The organism is Curtobacterium sp. PhB128, assembly GCF_004340725.1.
Taxonomy (GTDB): Bacteria; Actinomycetota; Actinomycetes; order Actinomycetales; family Microbacteriaceae; genus Curtobacterium.
In genome coordinates this window covers 39,749-60,084 of sequence record NZ_SLUR01000010.1, presented here as the reverse complement: position 1 = coordinate 60,084, position 20,336 = coordinate 39,749, and the positions used below count along the sequence as shown (strand labels likewise).

At 71.5% G+C, this 20,336-nt stretch carries 18 protein-coding genes; 4 read left to right on the top strand and 14 right to left on the bottom strand.

Annotated features, from left to right (window positions below; genetic code table 11):
• Nucleotides 1–14 precede the first annotated feature (14 nt).
• Nucleotides 15–506: a MarR family transcriptional regulator gene (locus tag EDF23_RS15885; protein WP_123340594.1), complete on the bottom strand. Its 492-nt coding sequence runs from the start codon at nt 504–506 to the stop codon at nt 15–17.
• 38 nt (nt 507–544) lie between these two features.
• On the opposite strand from EDF23_RS15885, the gene EDF23_RS15880 reads away from it, so the two are divergent.
• Nucleotides 545–1,759, top strand: a complete 1,215-nt coding sequence (locus EDF23_RS15880) for an FAD-dependent monooxygenase (protein ID WP_131922259.1) — start codon at nt 545–547, stop codon at nt 1,757–1,759.
• Between the two features lie 66 nt (nt 1,760–1,825).
• Here the strand turns inward: EDF23_RS15880 and EDF23_RS15875 are convergent, their stop codons facing one another.
• The 4 genes from EDF23_RS15875 to EDF23_RS15860 form a co-directional block, all read right to left on the bottom strand.
• A complete protein-coding gene (locus EDF23_RS15875) occupies nt 1,826–4,294 on the bottom strand; it encodes a glycoside hydrolase family 3 N-terminal domain-containing protein (protein ID WP_131922360.1) in 2,469 nt (822 codons plus the stop codon).
• A gap of 107 nt (nt 4,295–4,401) precedes the next feature.
• A complete protein-coding gene (locus EDF23_RS15870; protein WP_123313217.1) occupies nt 4,402–5,283 on the bottom strand; it encodes a carbohydrate ABC transporter permease in 882 nt (293 codons plus the stop codon).
• On the bottom strand, nt 5,283–6,305 hold the full coding sequence (locus EDF23_RS15865) for a sugar ABC transporter permease (protein ID WP_131922257.1): 1,023 nt from the start codon (nt 6,303–6,305) through the stop codon (nt 5,283–5,285). The genes EDF23_RS15870 and EDF23_RS15865 overlap by 1 nt, the downstream gene beginning before the upstream one ends.
• A 2-nt stretch (nt 6,306–6,307) precedes the next feature.
• A complete protein-coding gene (locus EDF23_RS15860; RefSeq protein WP_131922255.1) occupies nt 6,308–7,606 on the bottom strand; it encodes an extracellular solute-binding protein in 1,299 nt (432 codons plus the stop codon).
• A 145-nt stretch (nt 7,607–7,751) separates the two neighbouring features.
• On the opposite strand from EDF23_RS15860, the gene EDF23_RS15855 reads away from it, so the two are divergent.
• A complete protein-coding gene (locus EDF23_RS15855; RefSeq protein WP_131922253.1) occupies nt 7,752–8,783 on the top strand; it encodes a LacI family DNA-binding transcriptional regulator in 1,032 nt (343 codons plus the stop codon).
• 7 nt (nt 8,784–8,790) lie between these two features.
• Here the strand turns inward: EDF23_RS15855 and EDF23_RS15850 are convergent, their stop codons facing one another.
• Complete coding sequence (locus tag EDF23_RS15850) at nt 8,791–9,774, bottom strand: AraC family transcriptional regulator (protein WP_131922251.1); 984 nt, start codon at nt 9,772–9,774, stop codon at nt 8,791–8,793.
• Nucleotides 9,775–9,895: 121 nt separating this feature from the next.
• Between EDF23_RS15850 and EDF23_RS15845 the strand changes: the two genes are divergently transcribed.
• A complete protein-coding gene (locus EDF23_RS15845; protein ID WP_123294672.1) occupies nt 9,896–10,342 on the top strand; it encodes a MarR family transcriptional regulator in 447 nt (148 codons plus the stop codon).
• A gap of 67 nt (nt 10,343–10,409) precedes the next feature.
• On the opposite strand, the gene EDF23_RS15840 is transcribed toward EDF23_RS15845, so the two are convergent.
• From EDF23_RS15840 to EDF23_RS15805, 8 genes are all read right to left on the bottom strand, one after another.
• The gene (locus tag EDF23_RS15840; RefSeq protein WP_131922249.1) at nt 10,410–12,257 is read right to left on the bottom strand and encodes a choice-of-anchor G family protein; all 1,848 of its coding nucleotides are present in this window, start codon (nt 12,255–12,257) and stop codon (nt 10,410–10,412) included.
• Nucleotides 12,254–12,982, bottom strand: coding sequence for a hypothetical protein (locus tag EDF23_RS15835; RefSeq protein ID WP_131922247.1), 729 nt, complete (start codon nt 12,980–12,982; stop codon nt 12,254–12,256). Before EDF23_RS15835 ends, EDF23_RS15840 begins: the two co-directional genes overlap by 4 nt.
• Nucleotides 12,979–13,530: a signal peptidase I gene (locus EDF23_RS15830; RefSeq protein WP_131922245.1), complete on the bottom strand. Its 552-nt coding sequence runs from the start codon at nt 13,528–13,530 to the stop codon at nt 12,979–12,981. The genes EDF23_RS15835 and EDF23_RS15830 overlap by 4 nt, the downstream gene beginning before the upstream one ends.
• 8 nt (nt 13,531–13,538) lie before the next feature.
• On the bottom strand, nt 13,539–14,276 hold the full coding sequence (locus tag EDF23_RS15825; RefSeq protein ID WP_243648958.1) for an acyl-CoA dehydrogenase: 738 nt from the start codon (nt 14,274–14,276) through the stop codon (nt 13,539–13,541).
• Nucleotides 14,277–14,399: 123 nt separating this feature from the next.
• A complete protein-coding gene (locus tag EDF23_RS15820; protein WP_243648957.1) occupies nt 14,400–15,248 on the bottom strand; it encodes a carbohydrate ABC transporter permease in 849 nt (282 codons plus the stop codon).
• On the bottom strand, nt 15,248–16,219 hold the full coding sequence (locus EDF23_RS15815) for a sugar ABC transporter permease (protein ID WP_185021092.1): 972 nt from the start codon (nt 16,217–16,219) through the stop codon (nt 15,248–15,250). Before EDF23_RS15815 ends, EDF23_RS15820 begins: the two co-directional genes overlap by 1 nt.
• Nucleotides 16,216–17,535, bottom strand: coding sequence for an ABC transporter substrate-binding protein (locus EDF23_RS15810; protein ID WP_131922243.1), 1,320 nt, complete (start codon nt 17,533–17,535; stop codon nt 16,216–16,218). Before EDF23_RS15810 ends, EDF23_RS15815 begins: the two co-directional genes overlap by 4 nt.
• A 265-nt stretch (nt 17,536–17,800) precedes the next feature.
• Nucleotides 17,801–18,817 (bottom strand): LacI family DNA-binding transcriptional regulator, encoded by a 1,017-nt coding sequence (locus EDF23_RS15805; RefSeq protein ID WP_207895517.1) that lies wholly within the window; start codon nt 18,815–18,817, stop codon nt 17,801–17,803.
• A gap of 174 nt (nt 18,818–18,991) precedes the next feature.
• On the opposite strand from EDF23_RS15805, the gene EDF23_RS15800 reads away from it, so the two are divergent.
• The gene (locus tag EDF23_RS15800) at nt 18,992–20,203 is read left to right on the top strand and encodes a sugar ABC transporter substrate-binding protein (protein ID WP_131922241.1); all 1,212 of its coding nucleotides are present in this window, start codon (nt 18,992–18,994) and stop codon (nt 20,201–20,203) included.
• Nucleotides 20,204–20,336 lie beyond the last annotated feature (133 nt).

Sequence of the window (20,336 nt, the reverse complement as noted above, 5' to 3'; positions counted from 1 at the left end):
GCCCGTCGGTTCCCTCAGCGTGCCTGCAGGCGACCGTTCGCCGACGCGGCGGCGTCGGTCATGCGTCGCAGGAACGCCAGGACGACCCGCGTCTCCTCAGGATCGGTGTCCCGCACCGTGGCGGCGATCTCGGCACCGGAGAACGCGAGGAACCGCCCGCTCTCGGCTCGCGCGGACTCGGTCGGCCGCAGGGTGACCCGCCGTCGGTCGGCGCTCTCGCGGTGCCGGGTGACGTGCCCGGCCCCTTCGAGGCGGTCGAGCAGTACCGACGTGGCGCCCGACGTCATGCCGATCCGCCGGGCCAACTGCGCCGGGGAGAGCGGCTCGCCGGCCTGGTCCGCCCACACGATCTGCCCGAGGGCGTTCGCGTCGGAACCGGGCAGACCGATCCACGACGACAGGTGGCGCTGGAGTTCGTCGAAGGTGACGGCCCAGTCGCGCAGCGCGTGCATGACGGCCACCTCGTCGTCGGACCACACCGTGGTGAGGGGGTCGATGTCGGGCATCCAGGTTCCTTTACTGTGCAGTTGCTTTACTGTAAAGCATGACCTCACAGCACGCAGTGATCTCCGGAGCCAGCATCGCAGGCCTGTCCGCCGCCTGGTGGTTGCGCCACGTCGGGTGGCAGGTGACGGTGATCGAACGTCCGCCGTCCTTCCGCGACGGCGGGCAGAACGTCGACGTCCGCGGGGTCGCTCGCGAGGTGCTCGAGCGCATGGGCCTGGTCGACGCCGTCCGCGCACGCAACACGACCGAGACCGGGACGGTGATCGTCGATCGTGACGGCAAGGTCCGGTCCGAGCTGCCCTCCGACGGCCCGGACGGTGCCACCGCAGAACTCGAGGTCCTGCGCGGCGACTTCGCCCGGGTGATCCTCGACGACCTGCCCGACGGCGTCAGCATCGTCTACGGCGAGACGATCCAGGACGTCGACGACCAGGCCGGCGGACGCCGGGCGACCGTGACCACCGACGCCGGACGGGTGCTCGACGCCGACCTCGTGGTCATCGCCGAGGGCGTCCGCTCCCGGACCCGCGACCGGCTCTTCGCCGCGGAGGGCGAGGTCGACGAGCGGGACCTCGGGGTGACCATGGTCTTCGGGACGATCCCGCGCACGCCGTCCGACGACGACCGCTGGCGCTGGTACAACGCCGTCGGCGGGCGTCAGGTCCACCTGCGCCCGGACCCGTACGGCACGACGCGGGCGATCCTGGCCTACGCCGGCGGCGACGACCTGGTCGGCCGCTCGCGGTCGGAGGCCCTGGCGACACTGCGGACCCGCTACGCCGACGCCGGCTGGCAGACCGAGCGCGTGCTCGACGGGTTCGACGGCTCGGACGACGTCTACCTGGACGAGCTGACCCAGATCCGGATGCCGCGCTGGCACCGCGGCCGCGTGTGCGTGATCGGCGATGCGGCCTGGTGCGTGACACCGATGGGTGGCGGTGGCGCTTCGCTCGCCCTGACGAGCGGGTACGTGCTGGCGGCATCGGTCACGGCGGACGAGGACCTCGACCGCGCGCTCGACGCCTTCGACACGTGGATGCGCCCCCTGGTCGACAAGATCCAGGGCATCCCGAAGGGCATCGTGCACTTCGCGTACCCGCAGACCCGGCTCGGGCTCGCCGCCCGGGGTGTGGCGGACAAGGTGCTGCTGTCGGCGCTCTTCCGACCACTGGCAGCACGGCTGACCCGGGTCGCCGACAGCGATCGCCCCCTGCCGCCACTGCCCGAGACCCTGCAGCAGGGTTCGCGGTAGCGCTGCCGGGGCGAGCCGTGCGTCCTGATCCGTCCGCACGGCCCGCCCCGTCGGCGCAGCCCCGGTTCAGGCCACCGTCCACTCGACCATCCGCGGGTCGTCCAGCGTGACCTCGTGCACCGGCCCCGTCACGTCGACCGTGGCGCGCTCCGTGGCGGAGCCGGGGACGGGGTGTCGGACCGGCCCGTCGCCGGACGCGACGATCCCTCCTGCCGGCACCGGGCCTCCCGGTCGTGACGCCGCCGCGTGGGACGCGACCCAGACCTGCACGTCCCCGGGTTCGACGACCCGGCGCATGCGACGGTCGGTGAACGCGAACCGCTGGACGGGGACGCGGAAGCGGACCCGGGCGGACTCCCCCGCGGCGAGCGCGACGCGCGCGTAGCCGAGCAGCTGGACCTCCGGGCGGGTGACGCTGCCGTGCACGTCGTGCCCGTAGAGCTGGACGACGTCCTCGCCCGCGTGTGCGCCCGTGTTCCGGACGGTCACCGAGGCGTCGAACAGCCCGTCGGAAGGCACCGACGTGTCAACGACCAGGTCGTCGTACGCGAACGACGTGTAGCCGAGGCCGAAGCCGAACGGGCGGACCGGCGTCGAGTCGGCGGCGGTGACGTCCGAAGGACCCCCGAGTCGCGGGTGCAGGTACGTGTACGGCTGGGCGCCGGCGGCACGGGGCAGCGAGACGGGCAGGCGGCCGGACGGTGACGCGGCGCCGGTGAGCAGGTCGGCGATCGCAGTGCCGCCCTCCTCGCCGGGGAAGAACGCCTGCACGACCGCCGCGGGTCGTCGAGCGCCAACAGCGACTCGGCTCGCGCCGGCCGGGTCAGCGGCGACGACGCCGTCGTCGTCGCCGTCGAGCGCCCACCCGATGGCGTACGGCCGCCCGGTCAGCAGCACCACCACGGTCGGCGTGCCGGTGGCGACGACCGCCTCGACGAGCGAGCGTTGCACACCCGGCAGGTCGAGCGACTCGGTGTCGTTCCCCTCGCCGACGGTGCCGCGGCCGAACAGTCCGGCCTGGTCGCCGACGACGACGACCGCGACGTCGGAGGCAGCGGCCACGGCGACGGCGTCTGCGAAACCGGCACGGTCGGAGCCGGTGACGGCGCACCCCGCGGCGAAGCGCACGGCGTCGTCGCCGAGGGCGTCGACCATCGCCTCGCGCACGGTCGGGATGGCGAAGCCGAGCGGCAGGTCGGGGTGCGACGCGAGCACGTGGTTGGCGAACGAGTAGCAGCCCTGCAGAGCCTCGGCGCGGTCGGCGTTGGGGCCGATGACGGCGACGGACGCCCCGGCGCGCAGCGGCAGCACGGGCGCGGCCGCCGGCAAGCCAGCCCCAGCACCAGCACCAGCACCAGCGCCAGCGCCAGCGCCAGCGCCAGCGCCAGCGCCAGCGCCAGCGCCCACATCGTCGTTCGACAGCAGCACCAGCGACCGCGCCGCCAACTGCTTCGCCAACGACCGGTGCAGCGGGGTGTCCAGGTCGATGCCGGTGGGTGGCTCGTCCTCGAACGCCTGCGGGTCGAGCAGCCCCAGTCGCTCCTTCTGCCGCAGCACCCGCAGGACGGCGCGGTCAACCAGGGCCTCGTCGAGCAGCCCCGAGCGGACCCGTTCGACGAGCGGCGCGAGGTACGCGTCCCCGGTGGGCAGCTCGACGTCGATGCCCGCCTCGAGCGCCAGTGCCGCTGCTTCGCCACGATCGGCGGCGATGCCGTGCATGACCTCGAGGAACGCGACCGAGAAGTAGTCCGCGACGACGGTGCCGTCGAAGCCGAGCTCGTCACGCAGCAGTCCGGTCAGCAGTTCACCGTTCGCCGCGACGGGCACGCCGTCGATCTCGGCGTACGAGTTCATGACGCTCCGGGCGCCACCGTCGCGCAGGGCCATCACGAACGGCGGCAGGTACACGTCGGCGACCTCGCGCGGTCCGGCGTGCACGGGTGCGTGGTTCCGCCCCGCCTGCGAGGCCGAGTACCCGAGGAAGTGCTTGAGCGTCGCGTCGACGCCGGCCGCCTGCAGGCCGCGCACGTAGGCGGTCCCCACGGTGCCGACCAGGTACGGGTCCTCGCCGATGCACTCGTCGACCCGCCCCCATCGCGGGTCGCGGATCACGTCGAGGACCGGTGCCAGGCCCTGGTGCACGCCGAGCTGCCGCATCGACGCACCGATTGCGGCGCCGACCTGCTCGACCAGCTCCGGGTCGAAGGCCGCACCCCACGCCAGCGGGGTGGGGAACGTCGCGGCCTTCCACGCGGCGAGCCCGGTCAGGCACTCCTCGTGCACGAGCGCGGGGATCCCGAGCCGGGTCTCGCGCTTGAGTCGCCGCTGTTCCGCCCACAGCCAGGCTGCGCGGTCGTCGGGTTCGACCGGTCGCGTGCCGTAGACGCGGGTGAACTGCCCGATGCCGTCGCGGGTGATGTCCGCCAGGGTGCGGCCGTCGGCGGCCGCCGCCATCTCACCCTGCATGGGCGCGACGACGCCGGTCTGGTCGAGCCAGTAGCCGACGAGCTGCGCCGCCTTCTCGTCGAGCGTCATGGCGGCGAGCAGGGCGGTGGCGCGGTCGGGTCCGGTCGCGTCGGGTGCGTCGTGGTCGTCCTGGAGGCGCGGCTGGCGTCCGGTGTCCCGGGTCGCGTCCGTCGTCGTCACCCCTTCACCGCCCCGGTCAGGCCGCCGACGATGCGGCGCTGGAAGATGGTGAAGAACACCAGTGCCGGGATCATCGACATCGACGTGAACGCCAGCACCTTGGCCGTGTCGACCGAGTACTGCGACGAGAACGCCTGCACGCCGAGCGGCAGTGTGTAGCTGCCCTCGTTGTTCAGGATGAACAGCGGCAGGATGTAGCTGTTCCAGCTCGCGATGAACGCCAGGATGCCGACCGTGACGACGCCCGGCAGCGACAGCGGCACGACCATGCGGAAGAAGAACCCGAGGCGGCTGGCGCCGTCGATCGACGCTGCCTCTTCGAGCTCGTCCGGGATCGCCCGCAGGAACGGCACCAGGATGATGACCGTGGTCGGCAGGGCGAAGGCGATCTGCGGCAGGATCACGCCCGCCAGGCTGTTCGTCAGCCCGAGGTCCTTCACGAGCAGGTACAGCGGCGTGATGGCGACGGTGATCGGGAACATCAGACCGGCGGCGAACAGCGCGTACAGCGCACCGCGGCCGGCGAACCGGTAGCGGGCGAGCACGAAGCTCACCATCAGGCCGAGCACGACGACGCCCGCGGTGGTGGTCACGGCGCTGATCGTCGAGTTCGCGAGCTGCTGCCAGAAGATGCCGCTGGACAGCACGGATCCGTAGTTGCCGAGTTCGAACGGCGCTGGCAGCCCGGCCGGGCTCGTGGTGATCTGCGAGTTCGTCCGGAAGCCGCCCAGCACGATGTACAGCACCGGGGCGAGGTTCGCGGCGACGAACAGGATCGCCACCAGGTAGGTGAGCGGGTTCGCGCGACCGATGGCCGCGCTGGACCGCCGCTCCCGCGTGGCCCGCCGCCCGGGGGCGACGATGCTCGTGGTGGCCATCAGTTCTTCCTCTCGGTGACTGCACCCGCGGTGTCGCGGCGGAGCACGAAGCGCTGGTAGATCAGGGCGACGGCGAGCGAGATCACGAACATGACCACGGCGACGGCGCTGCCGAAACCGAAGTTGCCGGACGTGCGACCGTTGGCGACCATGTACGTCGCCATCGTCGAGGTGCCGGCGGTCGACGAGATGTACTGCCCCCAGATGATGTAGACGAGGTCGAACAGCTGCAGTGAGCCGATGATCGACAGGAACGCCCAGATCCGGATGGTGGGGCCGAGCAGCGGCAGGGTGATCCGCCGCTGGATCTGCCAGTAACCGGCGCCGTCGATGGCCGCCGCCTCGAACAGCTCCTCGGGGATGCTCTGCAGGCCGGCCAGGAACAGGATCACCGCGAAGCCGATGTACTTCCACGAGATGATCACGAGCAGGGTCCAGATGGCGATGTCCGGGTTGGACAGCCAGTCGGCCCGCAGCCCGCCGAGGCCCATGCCCTGGAGCAGGTCGTTCACCGCGCCGTTCGACTGGAGCATCAGGCTCCAGCCGGTGCCGACGATCACCTCGGAGATGACGTACGGCACGAACACGAGCACGCGGACGAGCCCGCGGCCGTGCATCTTCTGGTTGAGCAGCAGGGCGAGCACGATGGCGATCGGCCCCTGCAGCACGAGGGACAGCACGACGATGAAGCCGTTGTGCATCAGGACCGCGTGGAACGCCTTGTCCTGGAAGATGATCAGGTAGTTCTGCAGCCCCACGAAGTCGGTTGGCGGGCCGTAGCCCTGCCACTTGAAGAACCCGTAGTAGGCGGCGAGCACCACGGGCAGGATCACGAAGGTGACGAAGACGATGACCGCGGGGCCGGCGAGCACCGCGATCTCGACGCGCTTCCGCCAGTCCGCGATGCGGCGCGTGGACCGCCGACCGGCGGGGAGCGGCGCACCGCTCCCCGCCGGGGACGTCCCCGCGGCCGTGTCCGACCCGGTGGTCGGAGGCGTGCCGAGCGAGGTGTCGAGGGTCATGGTCAGCCCTTGGCCGCGGCCTGGTTGGTGGTGTCCACGATGTCCTTCGCGCTGCCCTTGCCGGCGAGCAGGTCGACGACGCTGGTGTTCAGCGCGTTGCCGACGTTCTGGCCGTACAGGGTGTCCAGGTACTGCGAGACGAACGGCGCGTCCTGGTAGGCGGCGAGCGCCGACTTCAGGTAGTCCGCGTCGACGACCGACTGGGCCTCCTGGTTGACCGGGATGGCCTGGAACGCCGTGTAGTAGGCCTCCTGGTTGTCCTTCTGCACGATGAAGTTGAGGAAGTCCGTGCAGGCCTTCTTCGGGGCCTTCGCCGAACAGGAGTTGCCGTCGACGCCGCCCATCATCGACTTCGGGTCACCCTTGCCACCGTCGATGGTCGGGAACGGGAACCAGCCGAGGTCGGCCAGCGGCTTGCCGTCCGGGGTGAGCGAGCTGATCACTCCCGGGTCCCACGCCCCCATGAGCTCCATGGCGGCCTTGTGGTTGGCCAGCAGACCGGCGGAGCTGCCAGCACCCTGCTGGGCCGCGGTCGTCAGGAACCCGTCGTTGAACGGCTTCGTCGCGGTGAAGTCCTCGAGCTGCTCGCCGGCCTTCGTCCAGCAGGCGTTGTCGAACTTGAGCGACTTCGCCGCGCCCTCGAGCGTCTTCTGGCTGCACTCGCGCAGCGCGAAGTTGTAGTACCAGTGGGCGGCGGGCCAGGCGTCCTTCGCACCGACGGCGACGGGGTCGATGTCGGCGGCCTTGAGCTTCGCGACGTCGTCGTTCAGCTCGTCCATCGTCGTCGGGGTACGGTCGATGCCGGCTTTCTGGAACAGGTCCTTCGAGTACCAGATGCCCTCGGGGAGCACGGCACCGGGCATGGCGTAGGTCTTGCCGTCCTTCTCGTAGCCCGCGAACGTCCCGGCGCTGATCGACTTCTTCGCGTCGGCGCTGATGGAGCCGGAGATGTCCATGAGCTGCCCGGCGGCGATCATCGCGTCCATCTTGCCGCCGCCGCGCTGCAGGAAGACGTCCGGCCCGTCGCCCGAGTTGAGCGCGGTCTGCAGCTTGCCGTCCAGGTCCTCGTTCTGGATGGCCTGCGTCTTGATGGTGACGTTCGGGTACTTCGCCTCGAACGCCTTGACCGTCGAGGCCCAGTAGGCCTTGCCGGGTCCGGTGGTGGAGTTGTGCCAGAAGGTCATCGTGACCTTCCCGTTGCCGTCGTCGGCCGCGTTGCCGCCTGCCGAGCAGCCCGTGGCCACCAGTGCTGTCGCCCCGATCAGCGCGATGGCTGCCGCGGCACGGATCTTCCTCGTCATCGTGGAACTCCTCGTGTCGTCGTTGACATGCAGCGACATCCACTGCCGCTGCGGAGAGCGTGCCAGGTGCTCCTGCCGCTTGTCAATCGATATCGATAACGTTTTCTACGCCGTTTCGACACGCCATCAGCGGTACGGTGAGCACATGGACTCGGCACTCGGCGCGCGTCCCGGTGCCGGCCGGGTGACGATCGGCGACGTCGCACGGGTCGCGGGGGTCTCGATCCCCACCGTGTCGAAGGTCATCAACCAGCGCGACGGCGTCGCCGCGGCCACGATGATCCGCGTGCAGCAGGTCGTCGCGGACCTCGGCTACGAGACGTCCTTGGTCGCCCGCAGCCTGCGGAGCTCCCGCACCGGGGTCGTCGGGATCCTGGTGCCCGAGTTCGAGCCGTTCTCAACCGAGCTCCTGCGCGGCATCTCGAGCGCGACGACCGGTACCGGCTACGAGCTGCTCGCCTACGCCGGCCTGATGACCGGCGCCGACCGCCCGGGTTGGGAACGCCGGTCGCTGTCACGCCTGTCCGGCACCCTCATCGACGGCGCCATCGTCGTCACCCCGACCACGGCCCTGTCGAGCTCGTCGATCCCGGTCGTCGCGATCGACCCGCACACCGGGCCCGAGGGCCACGCGACGGTCGACGCCGACAACGAGGGCGGGGCGGTCCAGGCCGTCGAGCACCTGCTCGCGCTCGGGCACACCCGGATCGCGCACCTGCGGGGGCGCGTCGACCTGGCGTCCGCCCAGCTGCGCGAGGCCGGGTACCGCTCCGCACTGACCGCCGCCGGACTCCCGATCGACGAGCGGCTCGTCCGCGACGGCGACTACCAAGAGGAGCAGTCCGCGGCTGTCGCGCGCGACCTGCTCACGATGGACGAGCGACCGACCGCGGTGTTCGCCGCGAACGACTCGTCGGCCGTCGGTGTGCTGCGAGCCGCGGCGGAGCTCGGCCTGCGGGTGCCGGAGGACCTGTCCGTCGTCGGGTTCGACGACGTCCCCCAGGCGTCGATCACCACCCCGCCGCTCACCACCGTTTCGCAACCGCTGGCCGAACTCGGGTCCCGTGCGGTCGAGATGCTGCTGACGATGCTCCGTGGTGACGCCGCGTCGGACCACGTCCGTCTGTCGACCACGCTGCGGGTGCGTTCCAGCACCGGCCCCGCGCCGCGGGCCTGACCCCCGGCTAGCGGCGCAGGGTCTGCTTCGGGTACTCGCCGAACCTGGCTGCGTACGACGCCGAGAACCGGCCGAGGTGCGCGAACCCCCAGCGTCGGGCGACGTCGCCGATCGCTCCGACCTGCGGGTCGAGTGCGAGGAGTTCGCTGCGCACGCGGTCCAGACGGACGTCCCGCAGGTAGGTGAGCGGCGACACGTCGAACACCCGACGGAACGACTCCTGCACCGACCGCACGCTCAGGCCGGCCACCGCGGCGAGGTCGGCGATGGTCACGGTCTCGGACGCGTGCGCGTGGACGTACTCGACGGCGGCGCGCAGCCGGGCGTTCCGCGGCAGGGCCAGTTCGGCCGGCAGGTCGTCGAGCTGCGGCGGGAAGGTCTCGAGGAAGGCGGCGATCGCGAGCGACTTCGCCGCGACCCAGGTGTTGGAGTCCGGACCGCCGACACGGAGCGCGCGGGACAGCGCGGCGAGGGCACCCTGCCACCGGCCGTACATCGCGTTGTCCGGTTCGCGCGTGTGGTCGAAGCGCAGCGGGCGGTCGCCCAGGTCGAGCTGTTCGCTGGCGACCCGGTGCACGAGCTCCCGGTCGAGGTGCACCAGACGCTGGTCGTGGTCCTCGGCCGCGAAGACGAACGCGGTGTCGCAGGGCAGCAGCGTCGGCACGTTCCGGTGCAGGTCCACCCGCTGCCCGCCGACGTCGAGGTGGGCGCTGCCGCTCGTCATCCACGCGACGATGTAATCGGTGCTGATCGGCATCGCACCGCGCAGGACGCCGCGCATCTGGGACCGACGGATGCTGATCTCGGTGTCGCCGACCGCGGTGTAGCGGTAGAGGAACTCGCTGCCGGTCTGCTGGGCGGACCACTGCTCGGCGCCGTGCACCATGGCCAGGTCACGCGCCGCCGACTCCGGATCGATGCCGGACACCTCGAAGCGCACCGACTCGCTCGCGCGTCCGCCGGCACGTGGGGCATGGTACGTGTCAGTCACGGTGCATCGCCCCCGTGCCGGACACCCGAACCTGACCGTGCAACTCGTTATGTGGATACGCTGACCCGGTGAGCACGGCGTACGGTGGCGCGGACCCGATCGGTTCGAAGGGGGCGCGCTCGTGAGCGATCTCGACCTCGTGGCGGCGCTGACCCGACTCGAAGCAGCAGTGTCCGCGCTGCGGGCGCGGTTGCGCGACCAGCTCGACGTCTCGGGCAGCGACCTGACCGTGCTGCAGTTCGTGTCCCGCGCCGAAGCGGCCGACCGGACCGTCCGCGTGAAGGACCTCGCGAAGCACCTCGGCCTGACCGGACCGGCGGTGACCGGCATGGTGGACCGACTCGAGCAGAGCGGACACCTCAGCCGTGTGCCGAACCCGGCCGACGGACGGAGTCGCCACATCGAGCTGACCGAGACCGCCAGACGCGACTACTCGATCGCCATGGACGGCACGAACAAGCACCTGCACGAGCTCTTGGCCTCCTTCTCGGAACGGGACAGGGTCCGGTTCGTCCGGATCGTCGACCGCATCATCGCGGCCGTCGACCTCGGCGCCCCGAGCCCCTGACGGCAGGGTACGGGCGGTCAGCATGCGGCTCCGGTGATTGTCCACCATGCGCAGCTAGGTAACGATGCTACCTATCTCGGGCGCGGGCGGCATCGAGGAGCGACACGGAGTTCGGCCCCACCACGGCGCAGGCCAGGTCGACGCGGGCCAGTCCCCCGGGCACCAGGGCGTCCGCGATCGACAGGCGGAGTGCGGTCTGCGTGTACTGCCCGGTCGTCGCACGGCCGGCCGGGGTCGGGGCGGCCGCGAGGTCCTGTTGCACGTTCACCCGGAGCGAGAGCACCCCGGGCAGCCGTGCGAGGACCGTCCCGAGCGCACGGACGACCGGGTCGCCGATCGTCGTCGTCAGCGTCGTGCCGAGCGTCCCGACGAGTGCGAACAACCGGGTCGTGAGCGTCCCCACCACCGCCTGGGTCAACGGGTTCACGAGCGACGTGGCGAGGCCGGTCACGACGCCGAGCAGACCACCCAGGTCGAGTCCGAGCAGCGCGACCCCGACCGACAGCTTCGTCTGCCCCGCCATGAGCGCCGCGACCCCGGTGTCGACGCCGATCGACAGCGTGGCGATCTTCACGCGGATGCCGAGCACCAGGGGCGCGCTGAGGTCGGCGGCGAGCGCGATCCGGACGTGCAGGGACCCGAGCGCGGTCGTCAGGGCGGTCGTGATCTTCCCCGCCCAGGCGTCCACCACCTGCCCGAGCCGGTCGGCCAGCGCACCGAGGGTGACGGCGTCGAGCACCACCTCGTGGTTCGGCGGCAGGTCGTTGAGCCCGTGCTCGTCGTCGCCGAGCAGATGCGCGAGGTCGACCCGGACGGATCCGGCCGACAGGTCGAGCGACAACGTTCCGCCGGCGTCCTGCACGGGTTCGGCGAGCAACGGCGCGACCGCGCCCGCCAGGTCCGGCCCGGTGATCTCGACGGTGCCCCCGATGGTGCCGAGCCCGAGGCTGCCGGTGAGCCCGCCGAGCACCCCGAGCACGCCCTGGTTGATCGTCCGTGCGAGCACCCCGTCCGTGCCACCGAGCGCGTCGACCGTGGCGTCGAGCTGCACCACGGTGTCGTTCACGGCCGTGACCAGCGCACCGACGAGCGGGCTGTCCACACGGAGGTCGAGGCTCGCGATGCCGTAGTCGCGCTCGAGCCCGGCGGCCCCGCTGTCGGCAGCGACCTGTTGCACCGCGGCCCGCAGGTTCGTCGCGAGCGTGCGCTGGACGACCCCGCCCCACACGTCGTCGCTGATCGCGTCGCACCCGGCGAGCTGCGCACTCGCACCGACGGCTCCGACGTCGAGCCCCACGTCGGTGACGTCCGCGATGCCCGGCAGTGCGCGGCCGAGCGTGATCGACGCCGGGTCGGGCAGGTCGTCGGACGGGGTCGTCGGCGTGACGAGCACGCCACCGGAGTCCGCGACGAGCCCGGATGCCGCCACCGCGTCACCGGTTCCCGACGCCGTCGCGACCTGGTTCACCGCGCCGGCCGAACCGGCCGGCAGTCCGAGGCCGAGACCGGTGAGGTCGATGCCCGCCACGTCGCCGAGCAGGCCGACGTCGAGCGGGTTGCCGAACGCCTGCGTGAACGGGCGGCCGCCGGTGCCGAGCTCGGGCGCGGTGGCCGGCTCGACCGATGCCGGTGCGGCGCCGGTCTTCGCGACGTCGACCCCGCGCACCGTGGCGACGTCGTCGAGGTCGATGCCGGCGATGCTCCCACCCAGGAACCGGCTCGAGGCCGTCGACGTGTAGTCCGCGTCGGTACCGCAGTCGAACGACGACGTCCCCACGGCCCCGTGCGCCCACTCGCGGTCCGACCACGACGCGGTGCTCGGGACGGCGGTGGGCGTGACCAGGGCTGCTGCGACGGCGATGCCGGTGACGACCGCGATCCGGCCACGGCGCAGGTGCAGCGGACGCCGGCTCACGACCGGCTCCCGGGGCGCCGGAGTCGGAGAGCGACGCCGGCGAGGACGGCCGCGACCGCGACGAGCACCGGCCCCGCGAACCCGCCACCCGTCATCGCGAGGACGACCGGGCCGACGCCAGCGCCCTCGCCGTCGCCGTTGCCGCCGCCGTGTGCCGGGCGTCCGGGCACGACGGGGTCCCCGCCGCGCGCGGTCACGCCGACGCCGACCTCGGCGGTCCGGGGCACCGTGGTCGCGGCGTCACCGAGGGACAACCGGACGAGCAGGTACGCCGAGCCGTCGCCGTCCGGGTCGGGCACACGGACCGACGGCGCGGTCGTCGCCCAGTCGACGAGGGGGACGGCGTCGACGAGGGCGGCGGTCTGTCCGCCGCACGTGGGGGCTCCCGACGGGTCCTCCCACGGCTGGTCGCACGTCGCGACCGTCACGAGCACGCCGTCGGTCCCGCCCGGCAGGCCGCCCCGCCCCGTGAGCTGCAGGTCGAGGGTGACCGGGCCGGGCTCGTCGACGCTCGTCCGCACCTGCCACGTGACGTCCGCGTCGTTCCCCGCCCCGGGCAGCACGAGGGGCTCCGGACCGGTGTGCAGCACCAACCGGCCCGGCGTGCCGGTCTCGGCCACGGGCCTCCAGTCCGACGCGGCGACGGCCACCGCCGTCGTGCCGATCCCGGTCGCACCGACGAGCACCGCGGCGACCGCCGCGGAGGTGGCGAGGACGCGGGTCACGAGTCCTCCCGCCGGGCCGGCCAGAACGCCCACGCGACGAGCACGCCGACGAGCGCGACCGCCAGCCCACGGGCCGGGGCACTCGTGACCACGACGAGCACCGAGCCCAGGCCGGGGGCGTGCGCCAGCACGAGTCCGGCGTGCCGGACGACGTACGGGTCGCGGTCGTCGGAGGCGTTGTCGTCGCCCCGCAGGGTGAGCGACCGCGCCGCGGAGTCCCCCGGGACCCGGTCCACCGCGACCACGCGGTGGGTGACGGGCAGGGCCGACCCCGCGCGCGGGACCGTGACGACGTCCCCGTCGGTGATCTCGGCCGCGGGGACGCGGTGCGTGATGGCGAGCCCGCCCGCGGGGATCGTCGGGGCCATCGACCCGGTGGTGACGACGACGAACGACAGCCCGGTGAACGCCACGGCACCCCAGGCGAGCAGGCACGTGAGCCCGATCGCGCCGGCGACCGTCAGGACGACGGTGCGGATGCGGTCGGCAGGACGACGGGGCGGCGCCGCGCCCTCGTCGGAGGACGTCGGCGCGGTGGAGCCGCGCACGGCCGCGCTCAGTCGGACTCGGCGGCGAACTGCCACGCGGGCGCGGCCGTCCGCCCCTGGAGCGCGTCGACCGACGTGCCGGCGGGCAGGGTCGGCGACGCGGGCAGCGAGACCTCGAAGCAGTACACCTGCGTCGACCCGCTGGCCGCGGCGAGGGGCCGCGCGATCGTCGCGGCAGCCGTGCCGAGCGGCCCGGACGCGACGCTCGTCCACGGCACGTCGAACGCAGTGGCGTCGCACACTGCGGTGGTGTCCGTGATCGCGGCGACCCGGACCTGCAGAGCGTTCCACAGCAGGTCGTCGGCGTCGGAGACCGTGACACCGGACGCCGGGACCGCTGCCCGGAGCACCAGGTCGCCGGCGATCGAGTCGGCGGTGGTGCGGAGCGCGACGGGGGCGTAGATCGCGCTGCCCGGCGACAGGGCGAGCGCGTCGACGGTGAACCGGAGCGCCTGGCCCGGGTTCGTCTCGTCCGAGGTGAAGCCCGCCGCGGCGAACGGCGCCGTGACGTTCTGCTCGACCTCGAACCCGGAGGTGCCGACGCCCGGCCCACCCGAGCCGTTGCCGCCGAACACCCACTCGCTGTCCGTCCACGACGCGAGCGTGTAGCCCGCGCCGCCGATGACGAGGACCCCGCCGGTAGCGAGCGCGAACACCCGGTTGCGACGCCGGGAGCGGCGGGCGGTGTCGTCCGCGGCGCGACGGCCACGGTTCCGGGCGCGCGGGGGCGCAGTGCTGTCAGCCATGACGTGTCTCCTGATCCGTGACGCCGATCGGTGGCGGCGACGGCCGGGGTGGTTGGTCCTGGCCGTCGCCGTCGACGTCTGCTCCGATCCTGGCGGACTATCCCTCAGGAATCAATGGACGCGTCACCCCTTGACGGCACCGGAGGTGAGCCCCGACACGATCGAGCGGCGGAACACGAGCACCAGGATCACGATCGGCACCGTCGCCGCGACGCTCGCCGCGAAGATCTGCGCGAACGGCACCGTGAACTGCGTGCCGAACAGCGCGATGCCGACCGGGATCGTCCGGAACGAGTTCTCGCTGTTGAACGTCAGCGCCATCAGGAACTCGCTCCACGACGCCGTGAACGTGAAGACGCCGACCGTGAACAGGCCCGGCTTCGCCATCGGCAGGATCACGCTGAGCACGGTGCGCCAGGCCCCCGCCCCGTCGATCTCGGACGCTTCCTCGATCGTCGAGGGGATCCCGACCAGGTAGTTCCGCATGATCCAGATGGCGAACGGCAGGTTGAACGCGACGTACGGCACGATCAGGCCCGGGTACGAGTTGAGCAGCCCGAGGTTGCGCTCGAGCAGGTACAGCGGCGTGAGCACCGCGATCGCCGGGAACACCGACAGCATGAGCAGCGACGTCATGATCGCCGTGCGGCCCTTGATCCACCGGCCGGCGAGCGCGTAGCCCGCCAGGAACGCCAGCGCGAGCACGATCACCGTCGTCGACACCGACACGATGACGCTGTTCACCATGTACTGCCCGAGCGCGTTGTCGCGGAAGGCCACCACGAAGTTGTCGAGGGTGAACGCCTGCGGGAACGCGGTGGGCGGCGACTGCCCGATCTCGGACGCCGGCTTGAGCGACGTCGACACCAGCCAGTACAGCGGCAGCGCCGTGAGCACCGCGATGACGACGCCGCTGACGTTGACGGTGTTGACCCACTTGCGCCAGCCCTTGCGCACACGTTGACGGGGCATCAGGCATCCCCTCCCTTCGCCTGGTTCCGGAAGGCCCGGAGGAACAGCAGACACCCGGCCGCGACGATGATCGCGGTGGACGTCGCGATCGCCGCGCCCGGGCCGATGTTGATGTCCTGGAACAGGACCTTGTAGCCCATGATCGCGAGCGACTGGGTGGCGGTGCCCGGTCCGCCGTTCGTCAGCACGAAGGGCAGGTCGAAGACGCCGAACGCCTGCAGGATGCGGAACAGCACCGCGATCGTCAGCGTCGGGGTGAGCTGCGGCAGCACCACCCGCCAGAACGTCTGCCAGGTGCTCGCGCCGTCGAGCTCGGCGGCCTCGTAGTGGTCCTCGGAGATCTGCACGAGCCCGGCGAGCAGGATGATCGCCACGAACGGCGTCGTCTTCCAGATGTCCGCGACCATCAGGCCCGTGATCGCGGGCACCGGTTCACCGAGGATCACCGGGGCGTCCCCGAACAGGCCGAAGAACCACGTCGCGACACCGTAGGTGCTGTCGTAGATGTACTTCCACAGCTGCGCGTTGACGATGGTGACGAGCGACCACGGGATGAGCATGAGCGCGAGCATCCAACCGCGCGTGGCCCCGAGCCGCTCGAGCACGAGGGCGACGAGCATGCCGAGCACGAGCTCCACCGAGACGGTCACGACCGTGTACAGCACCGTGAACCCGAGGGCTCGGTACCAGTCCGCGCTCTGCAGCAGGGCCGCGTAGTTGCCGAGTCCGAACGACTGGATCGTGAACCCCTCGTAGCCGACCTCGACGTCCGCGAAGCTCAGGACGATCGAGTAGACCACCGGGAAGATCGTCACCGCCGCGACGACCAGGAGTGCCGGGGCCGCGAAGCCCCACGCGCCCCGCGCGCGGATACGGTCGAGACGTGACCGCCCGCTCAGGCGGGGCGGCGGGTCTTGGCGACCCGTGCCTCCCGGCCTGGTGCCCGACCGTGTGGCCGTGCCGGCGCTCACAGCGCTTCCCCCTGCAGGGCGAGCGCGATGGCCGAGGCCATCGTGCTCGTGCCGCCGTCGACGGACGCCTGTCCGCCGAGGATGCTGTTGCCGTTCTGGTACACGCCCTGCGAGACCTTCGGGTAGTACGCCGTCGACGTCGGACGGGGCACGAGCGTGATGCCGGCAGCGGTGTCGTACGTCGGGCGCTGCTGCTGCTTCGCGTCCTCGCTGACGAGCGACGCGCTGCGGGCCGGCAGCACGCCGCCCTCGCGGGTCAGGAACTGCTGCGCCGTCTCGCTCGACATCCAGCGTGCGAACGTCAGCGCCGCCGCGGGCTGCTGCGTGTGCGGGTTGATGTAGTTCCCCCACCCGCCGATGGTCGAGTGGTGCTCGTCCTGCCCGTCGAAGGTGGGACGGGCGGCGAGCCCGACCTTGCCCGCGACCTGGCTGTCCGGCCCGTTCGCGATGCCCCACGCGTACGACCAGTTGCGCAGGAACGCCGCCCGGCCGCCGGAGAAGGCGTCGTTCGTGTCCTGCTCCTGGTACGTCAGCGTGGCCCGGGGGCTCGCGCCGTCCGTGATCAGGGACCGCATGAACTCGAAGGCGCGCTTCGTCTCCGAGCTCGTCGTCTCGGGCTTCGTCAGGTCGTCGTTGAGCAGCGAGCCGCCGGCGTCCGCGACGAACTCGGTGACGTTGCAGGTGAGGCCCTCGTACACGTCGCCCTGGAACGCGAACCCGTAGCTGACGTCACCGGTGTCGACGAGCTTCGCGGCCGTCTCGCGCACTTCCTCCCACGACCCCGGCACCTGCAGGGAGTGCTTCGCGAGCAGGTCCTTCCGGTACAGGAAGAACGACTCGTCGATGTAGAGCGGGAACATGTAGTACGTCCCGTCGACGCTCGCCGCCTGCCGCAGGCCCTCGGGGAACTGGTCGAAGAAGTCCTCGCCCACGAGCTGGTTCACCGGGGTGGCGAGCTTGTTCTTCGCGAACTGCCCGGGCCACGCGACGTCGCCGAGGTAGACGTCCGGCGTGCTGCTGCCGGCCGCGATCTGCGTCGTCAGGCTCGTCCGGTTCGTGTCGGTGTCGCTCGGGGCGCTCACGATGCGCACCCGGATGTTCGGGTGCTCCTTCTGGAACTCGGCGATGAGCCGGCGCCGCAGGTCACCGCCGTCCTTCGAGGCGACCTGGCCCGCCCACCAGCTGATCGTCGCCTCGCCCTCTGGCGGGTCGGTGGGCCAGTCCTGGACCAGCGTGCGCTCGGGGCGCGTGGAGCAACCCGCGAGGAGCAGCACCCCCGCTCCCCCGAGCAGGAACATCCTGCGGTCGATGGCCATCCGTCCTCCTCGACGTGTGGTGCTGCGAACCTGTGCGTCCACACAACCAACGGACCCTGAGCGCCCGGTGGGCGCGCGCGGCGGGCGCGGGCGGCGGGCGCGGGCGGCGGGCGCGGGCGCGGGCGGGGCGCGGTGCCGAGCTTTCGCGCTGGGCGACAGTTCACGGGTTCGCGGCCCCGCGAACTGTCGCTCAGCCCGAAACGTGGGCACGGGCGGGCGGGAGGCCCGTGGCGGCGCCGGACCGCGCCTCCCGTCCGGCAGGTGGTCAGGCGGGGGCGGGGGCCGTGGACTCCGCGGTGCGGAGCGTGCACGGCAGCAGGAAGTGCGGCAGGTCGTCGGACGTGCCGTCGAGCTGCTCGATGAGGGCGTCGGCGGCCCGGATCCCGAGCTCCTGACCCGGCGCGACCATGGTCGACAGCCGCGGGTAGTGCTGGTCGGCGTTGGCCTCGGACGACGCGATGCTGAGCACGGAGACGTCCTCGGGGACCCGCCGCCCGGCGGTGTAGAGGCCGACCAGGACGCCGGCGGACGAGTCGTCCTTCATCACGAGCAGCGCCGTGACGTCGGGGTCCGCCGCGAGCAGGTCGCTCGTGGCCTGCCGTCCACCGTCGCTGCCCGGCCCGGCGGTGACGACCGTCCCGGCCAGCCCGCGTTCGGCGATCGCGCGCCGGAAGGTCGCCTCGACGCGCAGGTGCGGCGCGTAGCCGGCCATCGGGGTGCCCTCGAGGTCCTCGAGCACGAGTCCGAACCGGCGGTGCCCGAGCGTCTCGAGGTGGTCGAGGCTGTCCTCGATGGTCGTCTCGAAGTCGATGTCGACGAAGGGCAGACCGCTGCTGTCGCGGGTCCGGCCGATCAGGGTGAACGGCACGCCGAGGTCGGTGAGGACGGCGACGCGGGGGTCGTCCATCCGCACCTCCATCAGGATGACGCCGTCCACGAGCCCACCCGACACGAGGTCGTCGAGGTCGTTTCCAGCGGGGTCCACCGGCCAGAGCACCAGGTGGTAGCCCCGCTCGGATGCCCGTTCCGCCGCACTCATGAAGAACTGCGAGGTCGTCGGGCTGAAGCGGTTGCCGGTGGTCGGGAACAGCAGCGCGATGATCCGGGTCCGCCGGCTCGCCAGGGCCCGGGCGACGACGTTGCCGCGGAACTTCAGCTCGCGCATCGCGGTCTTCACCCGCGCGGTCGTGCCGGGGGTCACGTACTTCGTCCCGTTCACCACGAAGGACACGGTGGCGATCGAGACCCCCGCCCGATCGGCGACCTGCTGCATCGTGGCCATGGCGCTGATCCTAGCGCGCACGAAGTCAGAAAAGCGCTTTACAGGTGAAGCGCTTATCTGTTAGCTTCTCGCCCCAGGAGCACAGCGACGATGACGTCAGCGGCCTCGTCGATGCGTGCCTGCCCCAGCACCCGTCAAGAGAAGAGCTCTGCAATGAAGCAAAGATTCCCCTCCATGTCCCGCCGGACGCGCGCCCTCGTCGGCGCAGTCGCCGTCGTCGCCACGATCCCCCTGGTCCTGTCCGGGTGCTCCGGCTCCGGATCGGCCTCGTCGGGCGGCAGCAAGGCCCTGACGATCGAGGACTACTACGACGCGAACTACAACCCGGTCTACAAGCAGTGCGCGAAGGAGGTCGGCGCGACGGTCACGATCAACCACGTCGCCGGCGCCGGCCTGATCGCGAAGGTGCTGCAGCAGGCATCGTCGAAGACGCTGCCTGACGTCCTCATGCTCGACAACCCCGACGTCCAGCAGATCGCCTCCTCCGGTGCCCTGTCCGACCTGTCCGACTACGGTCTCGACGCCGACGGCGACGTGCCCGGTGTGAAGGCCGCGAGCACCTACAAGGGCAAGCTCTACGGCCTGCAGTCGAACACGAACTCCATCGCGCTCTACTACAACAAGAAGCTCCTGGCGGACGCCGGCGTCCAGCCGCCCAAGACGTGGGACGAGCTCAAGGCCGCGGCGAAGAAGCTCACCAAGGGCTCGACCTACGGCTTCGCGATGAGCAACATCAACACGTACGAGGGCACCTGGCAGTTCCTGCCGTTCTTCTGGTCGAACGGCGGTGACGAGAAGGACATCGCCACCGCGGACGCCACCCAGGCGCTGCAGCTCGTCGAGGACCTGCAGGACGACGGCTCGATGTCGAAGAGCTCGATCAACTGGGCCCAGGCGGACGTCAACAACCAGTTCCTGGCCGGCAAGGCCGCGATGATGATCAACGGTCCCTGGCAGCTGCCGGCGCTCAACGAGAAGAAGGGCCTCGAGTTCGACAGCGTGCCGATCCCGACGCGCACCGGCGAGGCCACGGTCGCACCGCTCGGCGGCGAGGCGTTCACCGTCCCGCAGACCGGCGACAAGGACAAGATGCAGCTCGCCGGCAAGTTCGTCGGCTGCCTCCACTCGCAGAAGATGCAGAAGACCCTGTCCGAGGTGAGCGGCAACGTGCCGACCAACCTCGAGGCCGGCGCCGCCTGGGCGAAGGACCACCCGCAGGTCGCGTCCTTCGTCACCACGGTGCAGACCGCCCGCGCGCGCACCGGTGAGCTCGGTCCCGACTGGCCCAAGGCCGCCACGAAGATCTACACCGCCGTCCAGCTCGCCCTCACCGGCAAGGCCAGCCCCGAGGCAGCGCTCAAGCAGGCGCAGTCGCAAGAGCAGTAGTCCACGGGGAGCCGGCCGACCGGTCGGCTCCCTCCGGCGTGCAGGAAAGGACCCCGGCGTGAGCGCCTCGACACAGACACGACCACGGACGATCCCGCCCGTGACGACACCCCGACCCGGGCAGCGACGAGCC

Coding starts and splice junctions, on each gene's coding strand:
- EDF23_RS15885 (WP_123340594.1), bottom strand. CDS start 506: ATGCCCGACATCGACCCCCTCACCACGGTGTGGTCCGACGACGAGGTG.
- EDF23_RS15880 (WP_131922259.1), top strand. CDS start 545: ATGACCTCACAGCACGCAGTGATCTCCGGAGCCAGCATCGCAGGCCTG.
- EDF23_RS15875 (WP_131922360.1), bottom strand. CDS start 4,294: ATGACGCTCGACGAGAAGGCGGCGCAGCTCGTCGGCTACTGGCTCGAC.
- EDF23_RS15870 (WP_123313217.1), bottom strand. CDS start 5,283: ATGGCCACCACGAGCATCGTCGCCCCCGGGCGGCGGGCCACGCGGGAG.
- EDF23_RS15865 (WP_131922257.1), bottom strand. CDS start 6,305: ATGACCCTCGACACCTCGCTCGGCACGCCTCCGACCACCGGGTCGGAC.
- EDF23_RS15860 (WP_131922255.1), bottom strand. CDS start 7,606: ATGACGAGGAAGATCCGTGCCGCGGCAGCCATCGCGCTGATCGGGGCG.
- EDF23_RS15855 (WP_131922253.1), top strand. CDS start 7,752: ATGGACTCGGCACTCGGCGCGCGTCCCGGTGCCGGCCGGGTGACGATC.
- EDF23_RS15825 (WP_243648958.1), bottom strand. CDS start 14,276: ATGGCTGACAGCACTGCGCCCCCGCGCGCCCGGAACCGTGGCCGTCGC.
- EDF23_RS15820 (WP_243648957.1), bottom strand. CDS start 15,248: ATGCCCCGTCAACGTGTGCGCAAGGGCTGGCGCAAGTGGGTCAACACC.
- EDF23_RS15810 (WP_131922243.1), bottom strand. CDS start 17,535: ATGGCCATCGACCGCAGGATGTTCCTGCTCGGGGGAGCGGGGGTGCTG.
- EDF23_RS15805 (WP_207895517.1), bottom strand. CDS start 18,817: ATGGCCACGATGCAGCAGGTCGCCGATCGGGCGGGGGTCTCGATCGCC.
- EDF23_RS15800 (WP_131922241.1), top strand. CDS start 18,992: ATGTCCCGCCGGACGCGCGCCCTCGTCGGCGCAGTCGCCGTCGTCGCC.